Raw genomic sequence first — 14,503 nt, 5'->3', positions numbered from 1 at the left:
ATCCATATTGTGAGTGCATTCAGCTACCGGGCGCTGAATGAAGGTGGCCGGGTCGTCAAAGGTGTTATCGAAGGTGACTCCGAGCGTCAGGTTCGAACGCAGCTTCGAGCCAAGCGCCTCAAAGTACTGGCGGTCAAGCCAACGTCCGGTGAGCGAGTTTCCAGCAATGACTCGGGTAAGTCGTCAGGTTTCAAGCTCAGCTTTGCCAAAACGCTTAATCATCGCGAGCGTACTCTGGTTACTCGTCAGTTGGCTTCTTTGATCGCTTCGGGGTTGCCCTTGGATGAGTGCTTGAAAGCAGCAGCACGTCAGCATCGCAAAGCCCACGTTAAAGAAATTTTGTTGCAGGTGCGCGCGCGGGTAGTCGAAGGGATGTCCCTTGCTCAGGCCCTGACCGAAAACCGCAATTCTTTTGATGATATGTACCGGGCGTTGATTCGCGCCGGAGAGGCCGCCGGGTATCTCGGCCCCGTCATGGAGCAACTGGCAGAGTACACAGAATCCAGCCATTTTGCTCGACAACGGTTACGAATGGCGATGATCTACCCGATCGTTCTGTTGTTGGTGAGCGTTGGTGTCATCGGGCTGTTGATGACGTTCGTTGTCCCCAAAATTACTGGAATTTTCGAGCACAGCGAAGCCGCTCTGCCGCCATTGACCAGTGCACTGATTACATTAAGCCACTTTGCTGTCAATTATGGACTGTATACGGTGATCGGTGTCATCGCGTTTTTTGCAGGTTTTCGCGCGATATTAAAAAATCCCAAGCATCAGCTAACCTGGCATCGGTTCTTGCTAAAACTGCCCATGTGTCGCGGGTTAATCATTGAGTCCAACTCCACTCGATTTGCTGCCACCTTGGGTTTATTGGTTAAAAGTGGTGTTCCTCTGCTTGAGGCGCTGCGCATTGCGGCCCAGGTTTTGTCCAATCGCGTCATTCAGGATGCGGCAACCGAAGCGGCGGTCGCGGTGCAGGAGGGTTCCAGCCTTAGCCGTGCCTTGGCGCAAACCGATTTGTTTCCTCCGCTGTTGGTACAGATGGTCGCCAGCGGTGAAACAAACGGGGCATTGGCAGAGCAGTTGGAATATGCGGCGCGCAATCAACAGCGTGAACTGGAGCTGATGATATCGACAGCCCTGGGCATTATGGAACCGCTAACGGTGGTTTTTCTTGGCGGCATTGTGACCTTGATCGTGCTCGCCATTCTGCTGCCGATCTTTAAAATGAACACGCTGATTTAATGGGGCAGGGAGATTGTCGGCAGCCCGATACTCGAGTCCGGCGTTATAATTGGTGGCGGCAAGGTTAAAATGCCGATTACCCAATAGTGAGAGAACAAAGAATTATGGCAACACATAACAGTAAGCTGTCTCAACAGGCTCTGGCGCGCCAGGGTGGTTTTAGTTTGATTGAGATTCTTGTGGTCCTGGTCATCATGGGGCTGCTCATTAGTATCGTTGCGCCCAACGTTTTGGATCGTTCCGATGACGCGCGTATTCAGAAGGCCCGTGCTGATTTTAAATCCATCGAGACTGCACTGAAATTATACCGGTTGGACAATTTCACCTACCCAACCAGCGAACAAGGGTTGGATGCCTTGGTTTCCAAACCATCAATTGAGCCGGTGCCAACGAAATATCGCGACAGTGGTTACCTGGAATCCCTGCCGATCGACCCCTGGGGACGTAAATATCTCTTCCTCGCGCCAGGTGAAAGTGGCAAAGACTACGATCTCTATACGCTTGGCGCTGACGGTGTCCGCGGTGGTGAAGGACAGAATGCTGACCTGACCAACTGGGATACGCCTGACTCAGAAGATCAGTAATCACCGGTATTTAATCGGCAGGTTGCTGGCGTGATGAGCGTACATAAGCCCCAGGCTGTTCCGCGCCGTTGCAGTGCAGGGTTCACGTTAATCGAAATTCTGGTTGTACTTTTGGTGATCGGGATCGGCGTGAGCTTTGTCTCGCTTTCTATGAACTTGAATGATCCTGAGCAGCAAGTTGAGCAGGAAGTAGACGAGTTACTGGAAACCTTGCGATTCGCGGCGGATACTGCGGTTTTCAGTGGTGAGGCTCTGGGGCTTTACATTACGCCGCCCGCGACCAACGGTGTCTGGCGGTACGGTTGGATGCGTTATCGGGACAACGAATGGGAGCCACTAGAATCTGATGTTCTGCAAGAACATGAGTTGCCCGATTGGTTGGGGCTTGTGGCAACTGTTGAAGACCAGCCTGTGGACTTATACAAAGTCGCCGCAAAAACCGGAGATTCCAAGCCGTTAATCGCTATCTACAGCAGTGGCGAATTGACGCCCTTCATACTTGAATTTGAACCACTGGATACCGACAGTGACGAGGCCTTACGGCGCTGGGTGACTTTGGACGAAGATTCTCAGTTAGTGGTTTACGATCAGGACGATCCCAAACTGGATGATATTTTGTGAGCCGGATAAAGGTCGAGTCGCAGAGAGGCTTTACGCTGGTTGAAGTGCTGGTTGCGCTGTTTGTGGTCGCTGTTGCGTTGCCAGCGCTGCTGTCGCAGGTCATGGGACAAATCGATGGCGTGTCGATCTTGCGTGAAAAGGTCGTTGCGGAGTGGGTCGCTGAAAATCAGTTGGCTGAGTTGCAATTGGAGCGACAGGTCACTGATAGCTTACTCGACGGCAAAGAAAATGGTGAGACCGAGATGGCGGGGCAGGAATGGCATTGGCAAGTGGAAACGTCAACCACCGCTGTGCCGGGTTTTTTGCGTTATGACATAACGGTTAGTCGCGAAGACCAGAGTTCTCTGATTACATTGTCGGGATTTATCGATGCTCCCGAAGAAGAATAATCAGGGTTTTACACTGGTCGAAGTGCTGGTGGCCATTGCTCTTTCGGCATTGGTTGCTCTACTGGCGTATCAGTCGTTGTCGGCGGCATCCACTGCTGGTATTCGCGTGCGAGAGTCAACGGAATCTTTGCAGGCGCTGGATCGGACCTGGTTGTTTATGCAGCAGGATTTGCGTCATGCCATTCCGCGGCAGTCTTTAACCGGACAGGGTACAGAGAGCGATTTACCGAAGATTTTCGAAGGCGCCGGTTCGGTTGTCTCTGGCAGTTTTTATTTTGCCAGTGAAAGTATGTTTTTGCGCTTTACCCGTAGTGGCTGGGAAAATCCTCTGCTGCAAAAACGGAGTGAGCTGCAAGGCGTTGGTTATCAGCTGCAGGATGGCACTTTATATCGTTTCAGTTGGGCCGAGCGTGATGAGCAGGATAGTCTGTATGAGCGTATGCAGAGGCGTAAATTGCTCGAGGATGTAGAAGACATTGAATTGCAGTTTTTGCCTTCTGCTGCCACAGAGATTGAAGACAGTAATTGGGAGGAGTCTTGGCCAACCTATGACTCTTCTCAGTCTAGTAGTGAGGCGGCGCTGCCGAGAGCGATTAAAGTCACTTTAACTTTACAAGAGTTTGGTGAGATCGAGCGACTGTTTCTGCTTACGACGGGTGAGCCGGACGAGCTTGAAAATGATGACGGCAGTGGCGACGAAACGGGCGATACTGACAGTGACAGTACGGATGATTCGGATACCGGTGAAGATCTGGGCGATGAAGCCTTCGATGAGTCAAACGACGAATCCTTTGACGACGAGCTGGACTACTAATGCGTGGCGCTACGTCGGAAAAACAGCAACGTGGTGTGGTTCTTATCATCGCACTGCTAATTGTGGCCGTGGTCACGGGGCTAGCGGTCAATTTGTCGTTCTGGTTTAACCTGCATTTGGCCAAGGTTGAAAACCGTTGGTATGGTAGCCAGGCATCTGCGTATATGGATGGCGCAGAGAGTCTCGCCATTATGCTGTTATCAGAAGATGACGAAAACAGTGATACGGACGACCTGAGTGAACAATGGGCTCAGGATATGGCACCGTTTGCTATTGATGGCGGTTGGTTGAAGGCGGGTATTACCGACGCTCAGAGGTTGCTCGATTTAAATACCCTCGACGGTGAAATTGATGACATCGACGGTAAAACCGGCGAAGAACTAGCGAGGTCCTTCACGGAGCCTCAACGACAATTTATTCGTCTGCTACAGTCTTTTGAGGAGGAGCAGCCGATCGATACCAGTCAGGCCATTGAAATTTTGCAGGCCGTGGTGGACTGGATGGATGCAGATTCTGACGTGTCGGGAAGTGGTGGTGCCGAAACCTACTTCTATCAACAGGAAGAGGTGCCGTATCAGCCGGCAAATCAGCAATTTTATAGCGTCAGTGAGCTGTTAATGGTGCGCAATGTCACGCCGGAGCTCTACGAGCTGATCTCGCCATGGTTGGTTGCGCTACCTTCAGAGGGCAGTCGGCATTTGAATTTGAATACCATGCCGGCGCAATTGTTAAGGGTGATTGGCCTGCCGACTGTGTTAACACCGCTGAGTGAAGATGATGCCGCGACTCTTGATGTTGCGCGAATATCGCGAATGGAGCTGGAAGGAACCGGCTTTGAAAAGGTTGATACGTTTTTGGAAACCAGTGAGGCAGTTTCAGTGTTTGGCGAAGACGCGGAATCTGTCGCTGGAATTGACGTGGCTACGGACTATTTTACCGTCACCGCGGAAGTAACTATTAACGATCAGCGCCGCAGCCGAGAGGCATTACTGCAACGATCGACCAATGGAATTGTGGTGTTACAGCGCAGTGGTAATTGAACTGGCAGTCTTGGCGTGCGTGCCGATGCTGAATTTGAGGCTAGACCGTGAATAAACTTTTTTTAATTCGATTGTTGGAAGATGATGAGGGCGGCACCAGCTATCGCTGTGCCCTGTTGCCTGACCCTCACTTCCGCGAGTGGACTTTTTGTGCTGATCGGGAGGCTCTCGACGCTCATCATAAAACGTTGACCTATGACGAAGCCGCCGTGATTCTACCAGGGCAGCGCGTGGGGGCAACTCAAGTCGAAATGGCTCGTAGCGAACTGCGTCACATGGCCGAGCTGGTTCCCTTCCAGTTGGAAGAAGAGTTGGCGACCAGTCCCGACGCTTTGCATTTTGTTTACTCTGCGCCGCAGCGAGACACGGAAACCGGTCGCTATCGCATTAATGTCTACTGGTTGGATAGGGATTGGCTCGAGGATCATTACTCGGCGCTGGCGGATATCGGTATCTTTCCAAGTCACTGTTGGCGGGATGTAGATCTCGTCCCAGATCCCGAAGACGATCACTGGCGGTTGCAGTTGGAAGACAGTCTTTGGATTCGACAGCAGCCAGGGGCAGGTTATGCCGTAGATCAGGATATGGCGGCGCTGGTAATTGAAAAAATTTGTGGCAGAGAGCTGGCAGAAGGCCGCACGGCGCCTTCGGGCTTGACCCTCGTTGCTGCGGATGAAGAGCGACTGAAGTCTTTGGAAAACCTTCTTCCTCAGGCGTTACAGACTCAGACTCGGGAATTTGAAAAGCAAGGATTTGCCCCTGCGACTGATGACTTTCAGCGTGCTCAGGATCTGGCCACAGGACGTTTTGCCAAACTGCTGCCGTTTTCTGATTGGTGGCAAGTGTGGAGACCTGCACTGGTGTTAGCTGCGGTCACTCTGGTGGTTTATGTTGGCGTGAATGCGGTCGATATCTGGCGGATCGATAGCCAAAAAGCCAGCGTGGCTCAGCGTATCGAGGCGACGTTTCGCGAAGCCGTACCTCAAGGCGCAATGGTTGATCCTGAGCGTCAGCTTCAGCAGAAAGTCGGTGCCAGTGGCGGTGGCGAAGCGAGCCAGTTTGTGCCAATGATGGCTGCGGTCGCTCCGGTGGTGGGCGAATTGGCTGGAACCCGCATCACCTCCATGACTTATCAAGATGGTCGCAAAGAGATCCGGCTAAATGTAGAAGCGAATAATCTGTCTGATGTTGAGAATCTGCGTTCGCGGTTAAATGAGCATGGTTTGAACGCAGAGCTGATGAGTTCTACCACCACTCAGAATCGCCACCAGGCGAAACTTCTGTTGACCAGAAATTAAGAGAGGGGTTGGGATATGTTGTCTGGTGTTCGTGAACAGTTTTTGAAGCGCAGTCAGCGTGATCAAATGATGATCCTGCTACTGTCGATTGTGCTATTGGGGTATCTAAGCTGGCTGGTCGTTATCAAGCCTTCAGGACAGGCGGTCGAGCAAGAGCGCTTGCAGCTCAGTGCCATGGAAGAGAGTTTTCTGCGTGTACGCCGTCTCGCTGAACAGGTGAAATCTTTGGATTCAGCCGCGCCAACCACTTCGGTGGATGACAGCAGTTTGGCACAAAGAGTCGATGCGTCTCTGCGCCGCAACAGTATTGCCATTCAGGGGCTTCAGTCTGGTGCGAATGGCGACGTGCGCTTACGTGTTCAAAATGTCGACTATTCGAGCTTTCTCCATTGGCTCTACGATATGGAAGTGGAGCAAGGCGTCCAAATCGTTAACCTTTCCATTGTAAGTGGTGAGCAGGAAGGTCGAATTATTGCTAATGTACAACTGCGTCAGGTGGGTTAACGCTCGTTAACCCAGAGAAAATTAGCTCTGAACTTGAGGTAAGTTGATTGCGCCCGCTATGGTTTTTCATTGGATTCCTTGTTCTTGTTGTTATTTTAGCGGCCAGGGTTCCCGCCAGCTGGTTGGCATCGGTAGCGGAGCAGGCTCTTCCGGGGTGGGAAATCTACGGTGAGAAGGGAACACTGTGGTCGGGAAGCGCAGAAGATGTGACTGCAGCCATAGAAGGCCGTCGCTTGCTGCTCGGCAAAGTCACTTGGGCACTTGAACCCAGCTCGCTGTTAAGAATGCAAATGTGCGGTACGCTTTCCTCGCGTCTAAATCAGCAGCAAGCAGACTCGATATTTTGTATTGATCCCTCTGGGGAGTTGACCCTAACGGATACCAAAGCTCGCTTTCCTGCGGCGGTTATTGCCGGCGTGTCGAGTCTGCCGGTTGAATTGGATGGAATGATCGACGGCAGCTTTTCTGAAATGCGTTTACGCCAAGACGCTTTGATTTCGGCGACAGGCCAAGTCGATTGGACGACTGCACGTCTTTCTCAGGGAGCGGATTCCTTTTTGCTCGGGAGTTATACGGCGCAAGTGTCGACGCCTGAGCCCGGCAATATTGTTGTCGATGTTTTTGATACGGACGGCCCCATAGGTGTAGAGGTTCAAGCGGGATACGGTGAGTCATCGTGGTCGTTAAAGGGTCGTTTGTCGCCGAGAGGGCCTGCCGCAGGAGAAGTGGGTTACTTGTTAAATTCGTTTGGGTTTCCTCGACAGGGTGAGTCGTTTCTCGTCGATTTATCGATGAATTACTGATCTGGGAGTGGTGTGGTGATGGGTAGATTACAGATTCTACAAGGGGATATCACCACGGCAACGGGAGATGCAATCGTCAATGCTGCGAACAGCTCTTTGCTGGGAGGGGGTGGCGTTGATGGTGCAATTCACCGTGCTGCCGGACCTGAATTGCTGGCATGCTGCCGTCAGTTACCCGAGCTCAGCGGTGAGCGTTGCCCCGTCGGTGAAGCGCGAATCACACCAGCGTATCGCTTGGCGGTAGACTACGTTATTCACACGGTTGGTCCTCGATACGGTATCGACCAAGATCCTGAGACGTTATTGGCGTCGGCTTATGAGTCGAGCTTGGCTCTGGCACTTGAAAACGGATGTCAGTGCATCGCCTTTCCTGCGATTTCTTGCGGGGTATATGCGTATCCGTGGAACGAGGCGGCCAGTATTGCTTTGCGCACGGTGGCAAATTTTCTGAACGATCATACTGACGTTAGCGTTGTCTTCTATTTGTTCAGTGCAGATATGTTGAAGGTATGGGAAGAGGTTGCACGAGACGGTGATATTCCTCTGATGTGACCTTTTATAGGCCTGAGAGTTAGGTCTCAATGTTGTCGGTTGCTTCTATTCGCTTATTGATATCGTGTTTTCAGCATTCGCCCTGCAGTATGCTGGCGCTGCATGGTCACCGGCCGAGGCTCGGTGACCACAGGATAGAGCAGAAATAACTTAGTGGCTCATATCGTGCATTTTGTCTTCTGCATCATCCATGGCGTCTTCGCCGGCGTCCATCGCATCGTCGCCCGCTTCTTCTGCTTCGTCAGCTGCATCGTCCATCGCATCTTCGGTGGAATCTGCGGCGTCACTCACGGCGTCTTTGGTGTCATCCCAAGCGCCTTCGATCGCATTGCCAGCGTCGTCTGCCATTTCTCCGGCTTTGTCCATCGCATCGTCTGCCATGTCACCTGCCTGGTCCATCATACTTTCGGTGCCTTCTTCGGCATCCTGCATCATTTCACTGCCTTCTTGCTGTGCTTCTTCGACTTCGGAGCTGCCGTCATCGCTACAGCCGGCAAGTGCTCCGACCAAAACGAGAAGCGCCAGAGGAGCGGTGGTCTTCAAAATTTTCATAAATCACATCCTTTTTGGTTTGATTCTTTCAAGGTGACAGTTGCACGACTGCAACTCCAGTGTACCATCTTCTCCGTATAGAAAAAGCAGATCCACTGATGACTGCAGGTGCCAAAATTCTATGGTGTTACTCAAAATTTTACTCTTACTTTTTGTGGCGCTGGCGATCACCGTTGCTGCATTGCAGAAATGGGCGCCGCGCGAGCCCAGTCAGAAAATTGATGCCATGAGTCGCTGGGTTTTGCCTCTTGTGGCCTTGCTGCTACTGTTGCAGCTGGGCTTCCATTGGCTTGGGCCCTGACGACTTGCTAATCGGCATGCTATTCTCTGCCCGAAGATGTATACGCGATTGCGTACAAAAGTGGTTTGTGATTAAGGTAAATTCATGAAATTTCAGGTGATTCCGGTGACGTCTTATCAGCAGAATTCCACGCTGATGTGGTGTGAGGAGACAATGAAAGGCGCGGTGGTTGACCCAGGCGGTGACCTGGAGCGTATCGAGCAAGCGATCGCCGACAACGGTATTCACCTGGAGAAGATTCTTATTACACATGGACATCTGGACCATGTCGGCGGTGTTGCTGTGCTGGCATCGAAATTACGATTGCCAGTCGTTGGGCCGCAAAAAGAAGACAAGTTCTGGATTGAGCAACTCCCGCAGCAAGCCAAAATGCTGCAATTTCCGCCAGCAGAGAGTTTTGAGCCAGACCAATGGCTCGAGCAGGGTGATGAAATCTCTGTCGGAAATGAGGTCTTAGAGGTTCGCCATTGTCCGGGGCACACGCCAGGACATGTGGTTTTTTACCTCCGAGCCAGTCAGGTGCTGATTGTCGGTGATGTATTGTTTCAGGGGGCGATTGGACGTACGGACTTTCCGCGAGGAGATCATCAGACGCTGATTGATTCTATACAGTCTCAGCTATGGCCTCTGGGGGATGATGTGCGATTCATACCAGGCCATGGCCCTTTGTCGACCATTGGCAATGAGCGCAAATTTAATCCTTTTGTCGCAGATTCTGCTCTCAAGCAGTAAAGTTTGGCAGTCTACGATCTATGGTCGCTATCGTTGCATTGGTGCCGATTTACTATAAGTTGCCATGGGCGGCGAGGGATGAATGCGGGTCTGCGAAGGGCCAAAGGCGTCTTGGGTATCGCAGTGCGCGTAAAAGCATTTATGGCGAGTTACAATCCGCGATTTCCGGCACACGGAAAGGACGACAGGCAGCACGGGAATGGCAAAAGTGAAGTATAACGAAGGAACCCTGTCCGGTAGTGATGGCAACCGGATTTTCTACCGAACTTGGGAGCCTGCTCAGCAGCCTCGCGCTCTGTTATTAATCGTCCATGGTCTTGGTGAGCATGGCGGTCGCTACCAGTCGATGGCAGAGTATTTTGTCGCGCGTAAATTTGCAGTGGCGGCACTGGATCAGGTCGGCCATGGCAGTTCCGCTGGAGAGCGCTGTTACGTTAATCATTTTCGGCAATTGGTCGATACCCTTGAGCTTTTTCGCCAGAGGGTTGCCGGTGAATATGGCGCGATTCCTGTCGTGCTTCTCGGTCACTCCTTAGGCGGCCTTGTCGCTGCGAATTATCTGATGTTTCACCAGCATAAATTGGTGGGGTGTGTGCTCTCAGGTCCGACCTTTGCGCTTGGGACTAACCCCAACATCGCACAGAAGGCGGTCATTTGCTCCTTTGCTACTGTGTTACCCAAAGTGGGCGTTTTGCAATTGGATCCGAGTTCAGTCAGCCGCAATCCTGATGCGGTTCAGGCCTACGCCAGTGATCCTCTGGTCTACACGGGCAAGATCCCGGCTCGTACGATGGTTGAAATGCTGGGGGCGATTAAAACCACCCGTACTGGTGCGGGCACTATCCGGTTGCCCATGTTGTTGTTACATGGCAGCGATGACAGTGTTGCCAGCCCCGAGGGGACTAAGGCTTACCACGATCGTCTTGCTGCGAGCGATAAAACCCTCAAATTATACCCCGGCCATTATCATGATCTGTTCAGTGATGAGGATCGTGAGCAAATTTTTAAGGACGTTGACGACTGGATAGAAGCTCGCCTGCCAAAGCTCAACCGTTCCGAAAGTACGGCTCCATCAGCGTCTTGAGTAAGAGAATCTGATCGATTCTGCTGAAATGTGGCAAGGGCTATTTTTCTGCCGGAAATCTCCTAAAATAGCGGTATTGTTAACGTTAGAGAGAATGCTTCGCCTATGGCTCGATCCATAGCCATCGTTGAAGACGAGTACGCTATTGCCGCAAATTACCGAGATGCGTTGGTGCGGATCGGTTTCAAGGTCGATATATACGGTGACCGGCAAAGTGCCAGTGACGCCTTTTCCAGTCGTCTTCCTGACCTGGTCATTATTGATGTTGGTCTGAGAGACGAAGTCGAAGGGGGCTATCATTTGTGCCGGGATTTGCGTGCCCGTTCTGCTCAGCTTCCCATCATTTTTTTGACCGCGCGTGACAGTGAGCTGGATATTGTTTCGGGCTTGCGCCTCGGCGCGGACGATTATCTCAGTAAAAATGTGAGTCAGTCACAACTGGTCGCCCGAATTCTTGCATTGTTTCGGCGCTCGGATATCGCGGCCGAGGTCAGCGAGGACGATGCGGGGACGCTCGTGCGTGGTGCGTTGATCCTGGATATGGATCGCATGCGAGTGCAGTGGCGGGGTGAATTGCTGAATCTTACGGTCACTGAGTTGTGGATTTTGCAGTCGCTGGCTCGCCACCCCGGACATGTTCGCAACCGTCAGCAACTGATGGATGCCGCCAATGTTGTTCTCGATGACAACACCATCACTTCTCATATCAAGCGGATTCGCCGAAAATTTCTCGCCGTCGATCCTGATTTTAACGGAATAGAAACCGTCTACGCCATGGGCTACCGGTGGGTCGCCCACAGTGCTGAAAGCTCGGATTGATGGTTTCGCCGGACGGCACCGGCGAGGTGGCATGTGCGGTTAAAACACCAACTGTTGCTGGTCAGCACGCTTAGCTTGCTGTTGCCGTGGGCGGGTTATCAGTACATTCAAGAAACTGCCAGGTTACTGCGTATTGGCCACATTCAAGCGTTAAAGACGGCGACGGAAGCCGCGAGTAAGCGCCTGGGGGCGGATGCATTACTGGAGGCTCGCTTGGCAGAACCTGGCTGGCGAGAATATGCCGATCGACAGCTGTACCTCAACCCATTTCACTATCCCTTTTTGCTCGATGGGTATGCCGATGATTGGCGCCAGCTCGAGTTGCCCGAACAGCATTTCCAGCGACCGATACCTTTTTCCAATACCGATGCACTTATTGCCGATATTAATGGTCCTGTCGCCGAAGAAAAACACGATTTCACTCAGGGAACAGGGGCGATCGAGCTCGATGAAAAAGGATACGAGTCCACCCAAAAAACCGTTCCTACGAAAGCTGAAGGTGATCGCAGCCTCCCTTTAAAAATGGATATACAGATTGCGGAAGATCAGCAGAGGCTATTAGTGTTTTTGCGGGTTCGCGACAGTCGCATCACGTATTTTGATCCATCCCGGCCAGAACTGGTCAACGGCGATCATGTGCGATTGCGGTTCGGGGGTAAAGAGGGACGCTTTACCGACTATGTTTTTCGCAGTGGTGCGCCGGGAGAGGTGAGCGCCTATATTGATGCCGGTTACCCTCATGGGGTCATTGAACATCGTATTCGCGGTGTGTGGCAGCAAACCCTGGCGGGATTTCAGTTGGAGCTGGCGATGCCGTTGAGTCTTCTGCCTGAATTAGAAGATCCTTTGTCTCAGCCACACATTGGCATCGCTTATGTAGATTCCTCGGCCAATGGGAGATCCGTCTGGCTCGGTAATATCACCAGCAAATCGTCGCCACCTGCGACGGCAGGTTACAGCAGCTTGCTGACCGAGGCGTTGACACCGTTTGGGCGTCCCGATCTCCAGTTTTCCCTGTTTAGTCGGAATGGGTGGTTGTTGGCGAGCACTGGGGATCTTTCCGATGTGGCCAACTTGCCGGCAAAGATGCATCCATGGGTGCAGGCATTTTGGGGCTGGGCCCTCGGGAATCGCCGATTTCCCGAGCGAACACTGGCGAGTGCGAATGCCCGTGCGCAGGCAGAGATCATTTCGACGAGCCTGGCAAATGGGGAATCTGTAAGTGCCTGGTTTCGACAAGGTCAACAATTGCTGGGGCGGGTTGCCGTGCCTGTCTTCAGCGAACGGCCTCTAACCGATGGTGCGTCGTCTCCAGAAAATCGTGAGCCTATTGGCGTTTTGTTCGCGGAGCAAAACAGCAGTCTTTTGGATGCTCTCAGTTACAGTGCGGCTGGAAGGCTGCTGCGCTATTCCCTGATGTCGACGCTGCTCAGTGGTTTGATTTTACTTGTCTATGCAAGCTGGTTGACGCTTCGAATTCGCCGTCTCAGTCAAAATACGTCCAAGGCATTGGACGACCACGGGAACATCGTCATCGGGAATTTTGCGAGCCCTATGGATGACGAGTTGGCTGATTTAGGGCGAAATTTTCGGACACTTCTCCAGCGTGTGGCAGACAACACGGAATACCTGCGCAGTCTCGCGGCCAAGTTATCCCACGAATTGCGCACGCCACTTGCCATAATGCACAGTTCTTTAGATAACTTGGAGCATGAGCCTTTGCCGGAACCCGCTCGAATTTATGTATCAAGAGCACAGGCTGGCGCGCTTAGATTAGGTCGGATTCTGGATGCAATGAGTTCGGCGTCACGTTTGCAGGTGGCTATTGCCCAGGCTGAACGTGAGCCATTGGTGTTGGCGACATTTGTTCAGCAAATTGGTCAGGCCTACCAAACGATTCTGGATCGGCAGCAATTGATCATCAATGTGTCTCCAGAATCCGAAGGGGTAAATGTGCAGGCTGCTCCAGAGTTACTGGCTCAACTCTTGGATAAGTTGATGGAGAACGCTCGCGACTTTTCTCCTGAGGGGGCAGAAATCACTCTCTCGTTACAGCGTGATGACGACAGCCTCTTGTTAAGCCTGTCTAATGATGGGCCTTTGTTGCCGGTCGGAATGGAGCAGCAGATTTTCGCTCCTCTGGTATCGGTAAGAGCCGAAACCTACCAGGAAGGCGAGTTAGAATCTGAGTCTCACTTGGGGTTGGGGTTGCAAGTCGTTTCGTTAATTGCTGACTACCACGGCGGACAGATTCGAGCTCGTAATCGATCTGATCACCGTGGTGTCTGTTTTACCTTATCTCTACCAATTCGGCAGTGACGATTTCGGCAACCAAGAGATCAAGCGATTATCTGCTCGGCAGTTGGGAAGGTGCCTGCCCTCACTTCGTCAGCAAACTTGCGTATGGCGTCGGGGATATCGTCTGCTTCACGTAGAAAGTTTTTGGAAAATTTAGGCGGAGATTCCGTCATCCCAAGCATGTCGTTTACAACCAAGACCTGAGCATCAGTTCCGGCACCTGCACCTATGCCGATGGTAGGCATAGATACCGCTTCTGTAATTCGCTCTGCCAGGGCTGCGGGAACACATTCCAATACCAGTGCGTCGGCGCCAGCATCGTCAAGGGCGCAAGCGTCCGACAAAATCTGCTCTGCTTGAGTATCATTGCGTCCCTGAACTCGAAAGCCGCCGAGTTTGTTTACTGACTGGGGTGTAAGGCCCAGGTGTGCGCAAACGGGAATGCCACGGTCGCTGAGCATGCTTACGGTAGGCGCCAGCCAGCTGCCGCCTTCAATTTTCACCATGTGGGCTCCCGCTTGCATTATGCGCGTCGCATTTACCATGGCCGCTTCTGGCGTTGCGTATGTCATAAACGGCAAGTCACCCATAATCAAGGCTTTATCGCTGCCGCGTTTTACCGCTTCTACGTGGTAAATCATCTGCTCCATTGTTACCGGAATGGTACTGTCGTATCCGAGCACGGTCATTCCCAGACTGTCTCCGATCAGGAGTACCTCAATGCCACACCGCTGGGCCATCGCGGCCATGGGGGCATCGTACAGAGCAAGTGTAACGAATTTTTGCCCTTCGGCTTTCATCTTTCTCAGGGTTAAGGTTGTGATGGGCTTTGTCAGTCCGCTGCCGGGTTTTACCGTAGAATATGGCATA

At 52.3% G+C, this 14,503-nt stretch carries 17 protein-coding genes; 15 read left to right on the top strand and 2 right to left on the bottom strand.

The annotated features are described in order from the left end of the window. Positions 1–9 precede the first annotated feature (9 nt). From gspF to ACXAFR_RS08565, 10 genes are all read left to right on the top strand, one after another. Positions 10–1,242 (top strand): type II secretion system inner membrane protein GspF, encoded by a 1,233-nt coding sequence (gene gspF / locus ACXAFR_RS08610; protein WP_475175617.1) that lies wholly within the window; start codon positions 10–12, stop codon positions 1,240–1,242. 104 nt (positions 1,243–1,346) lie between these two features. Then, the gene (gene gspG / locus ACXAFR_RS08605; protein WP_475175614.1) at positions 1,347–1,826 is read left to right on the top strand and encodes a type II secretion system major pseudopilin GspG; all 480 of its coding nucleotides are present in this window, start codon (positions 1,347–1,349) and stop codon (positions 1,824–1,826) included. A gap of 33 nt (positions 1,827–1,859) precedes the next feature. Then, positions 1,860–2,447, top strand: a complete 588-nt coding sequence (gene gspH, locus ACXAFR_RS08600; protein ID WP_475175611.1) for a type II secretion system minor pseudopilin GspH — start codon at positions 1,860–1,862, stop codon at positions 2,445–2,447. Next, positions 2,444–2,836, top strand: a complete 393-nt coding sequence (gspI, locus tag ACXAFR_RS08595; protein ID WP_475175608.1) for a type II secretion system minor pseudopilin GspI — start codon at positions 2,444–2,446, stop codon at positions 2,834–2,836. Before gspH ends, gspI begins: the two co-directional genes overlap by 4 nt. Further along, the gene (gspJ, locus tag ACXAFR_RS08590; protein WP_475175607.1) at positions 2,817–3,650 is read left to right on the top strand and encodes a type II secretion system minor pseudopilin GspJ; all 834 of its coding nucleotides are present in this window, start codon (positions 2,817–2,819) and stop codon (positions 3,648–3,650) included. The genes gspI and gspJ overlap by 20 nt, the downstream gene beginning before the upstream one ends. Then, complete coding sequence (gspK, locus tag ACXAFR_RS08585; protein WP_475175605.1) at positions 3,650–4,690, top strand: type II secretion system minor pseudopilin GspK; 1,041 nt, start codon at positions 3,650–3,652, stop codon at positions 4,688–4,690. Before gspJ ends, gspK begins: the two co-directional genes overlap by 1 nt. A 47-nt stretch (positions 4,691–4,737) precedes the next feature. Next, the gene (gene gspL, locus ACXAFR_RS08580) at positions 4,738–5,988 is read left to right on the top strand and encodes a type II secretion system protein GspL (protein ID WP_475175601.1); all 1,251 of its coding nucleotides are present in this window, start codon (positions 4,738–4,740) and stop codon (positions 5,986–5,988) included. A gap of 15 nt (positions 5,989–6,003) precedes the next feature. Further along, positions 6,004–6,492 (top strand): type II secretion system protein GspM, encoded by a 489-nt coding sequence (gspM, locus tag ACXAFR_RS08575; RefSeq protein ID WP_475175598.1) that lies wholly within the window; start codon positions 6,004–6,006, stop codon positions 6,490–6,492. Positions 6,493–6,539: 47 nt separating this feature from the next. Further along, complete coding sequence (gene gspN / locus ACXAFR_RS08570; protein WP_475175595.1) at positions 6,540–7,295, top strand: type II secretion system protein N; 756 nt, start codon at positions 6,540–6,542, stop codon at positions 7,293–7,295. 18 nt (positions 7,296–7,313) lie between these two features. Further along, a complete protein-coding gene (locus tag ACXAFR_RS08565; protein ID WP_475175590.1) occupies positions 7,314–7,847 on the top strand; it encodes an O-acetyl-ADP-ribose deacetylase in 534 nt (177 codons plus the stop codon). Positions 7,848–7,997: 150 nt separating this feature from the next. Here ACXAFR_RS08565 and ACXAFR_RS08560 read toward each other — a convergent pair whose 3' ends face one another. Then, a complete protein-coding gene (locus ACXAFR_RS08560; protein ID WP_475175585.1) occupies positions 7,998–8,399 on the bottom strand; it encodes a hypothetical protein in 402 nt (133 codons plus the stop codon). Positions 8,400–8,520: 121 nt separating this feature from the next. Between ACXAFR_RS08560 and ACXAFR_RS08555 the strand changes: the two genes are divergently transcribed. The 5 genes from ACXAFR_RS08555 (at position 8,521) to ACXAFR_RS08535 (ending at position 13,654) form a co-directional block, all read left to right on the top strand. Then, positions 8,521–8,700 carry a hypothetical protein gene (locus ACXAFR_RS08555; protein ID WP_475175582.1) on the top strand — a complete coding sequence of 60 codons (180 nt, stop codon included), beginning with the start codon at positions 8,521–8,523 and terminating at the stop codon, positions 8,698–8,700. An 84-nt stretch (positions 8,701–8,784) separates the two neighbouring features. Then, positions 8,785–9,432, top strand: a complete 648-nt coding sequence (locus tag ACXAFR_RS08550; RefSeq protein ID WP_475175576.1) for an MBL fold metallo-hydrolase — start codon at positions 8,785–8,787, stop codon at positions 9,430–9,432. Positions 9,433–9,631: 199 nt separating this feature from the next. Further along, positions 9,632–10,516, top strand: a complete 885-nt coding sequence (locus ACXAFR_RS08545) for a lysophospholipase (RefSeq protein WP_475175573.1) — start codon at positions 9,632–9,634, stop codon at positions 10,514–10,516. A 105-nt stretch (positions 10,517–10,621) separates the two neighbouring features. Further along, entirely contained in the window at positions 10,622–11,335 is a 714-nt protein-coding gene (gene pdsR / locus ACXAFR_RS08540) for a proteobacterial dedicated sortase system response regulator (RefSeq protein WP_475175570.1), read from the top strand. Between the two features lie 33 nt (positions 11,336–11,368). Next, positions 11,369–13,654, top strand: coding sequence for an ATP-binding protein (locus tag ACXAFR_RS08535; RefSeq protein ID WP_475175566.1), 2,286 nt, complete (start codon positions 11,369–11,371; stop codon positions 13,652–13,654). A gap of 20 nt (positions 13,655–13,674) precedes the next feature. Here ACXAFR_RS08535 and panB read toward each other — a convergent pair whose 3' ends face one another. Next, entirely contained in the window at positions 13,675–14,502 is an 828-nt protein-coding gene (panB, locus tag ACXAFR_RS08530; RefSeq protein ID WP_475175562.1) for a 3-methyl-2-oxobutanoate hydroxymethyltransferase, read from the bottom strand. Position 14,503: the final 1 nt, after the last annotated feature.

The organism is Pseudomaricurvus sp. ABR4_320 (assembly GCF_056159445.1).
Note: the sequence above shows the minus strand (reverse complement) of the source record. Positions and strands in the feature narration are given on the sequence as shown.

Coding starts and splice junctions, on each gene's coding strand:
- ACXAFR_RS08560 (WP_475175585.1), bottom strand. CDS start 8,399: ATGAAAATTTTGAAGACCACCGCTCCTCTGGCGCTTCTCGTTTTGGTC.
- pdsR (WP_475175570.1), top strand. CDS start 10,622: ATGGCTCGATCCATAGCCATCGTTGAAGACGAGTACGCTATTGCCGCA.
- gspM (WP_475175598.1), top strand. CDS start 6,004: ATGTTGTCTGGTGTTCGTGAACAGTTTTTGAAGCGCAGTCAGCGTGAT.
- gspK (WP_475175605.1), top strand. CDS start 3,650: ATGCGTGGCGCTACGTCGGAAAAACAGCAACGTGGTGTGGTTCTTATC.
- ACXAFR_RS08545 (WP_475175573.1), top strand. CDS start 9,632: ATGGCAAAAGTGAAGTATAACGAAGGAACCCTGTCCGGTAGTGATGGC.
- panB (WP_475175562.1), bottom strand. CDS start 14,502: ATGCCATATTCTACGGTAAAACCCGGCAGCGGACTGACAAAGCCCATC.
- gspG (WP_475175614.1), top strand. CDS start 1,347: ATGGCAACACATAACAGTAAGCTGTCTCAACAGGCTCTGGCGCGCCAG.
- gspH (WP_475175611.1), top strand. CDS start 1,860: ATGAGCGTACATAAGCCCCAGGCTGTTCCGCGCCGTTGCAGTGCAGGG.
- ACXAFR_RS08555 (WP_475175582.1), top strand. CDS start 8,521: ATGGTGTTACTCAAAATTTTACTCTTACTTTTTGTGGCGCTGGCGATC.
- ACXAFR_RS08550 (WP_475175576.1), top strand. CDS start 8,785: ATGAAATTTCAGGTGATTCCGGTGACGTCTTATCAGCAGAATTCCACG.
- ACXAFR_RS08565 (WP_475175590.1), top strand. CDS start 7,314: ATGGGTAGATTACAGATTCTACAAGGGGATATCACCACGGCAACGGGA.
- gspJ (WP_475175607.1), top strand. CDS start 2,817: ATGCTCCCGAAGAAGAATAATCAGGGTTTTACACTGGTCGAAGTGCTG.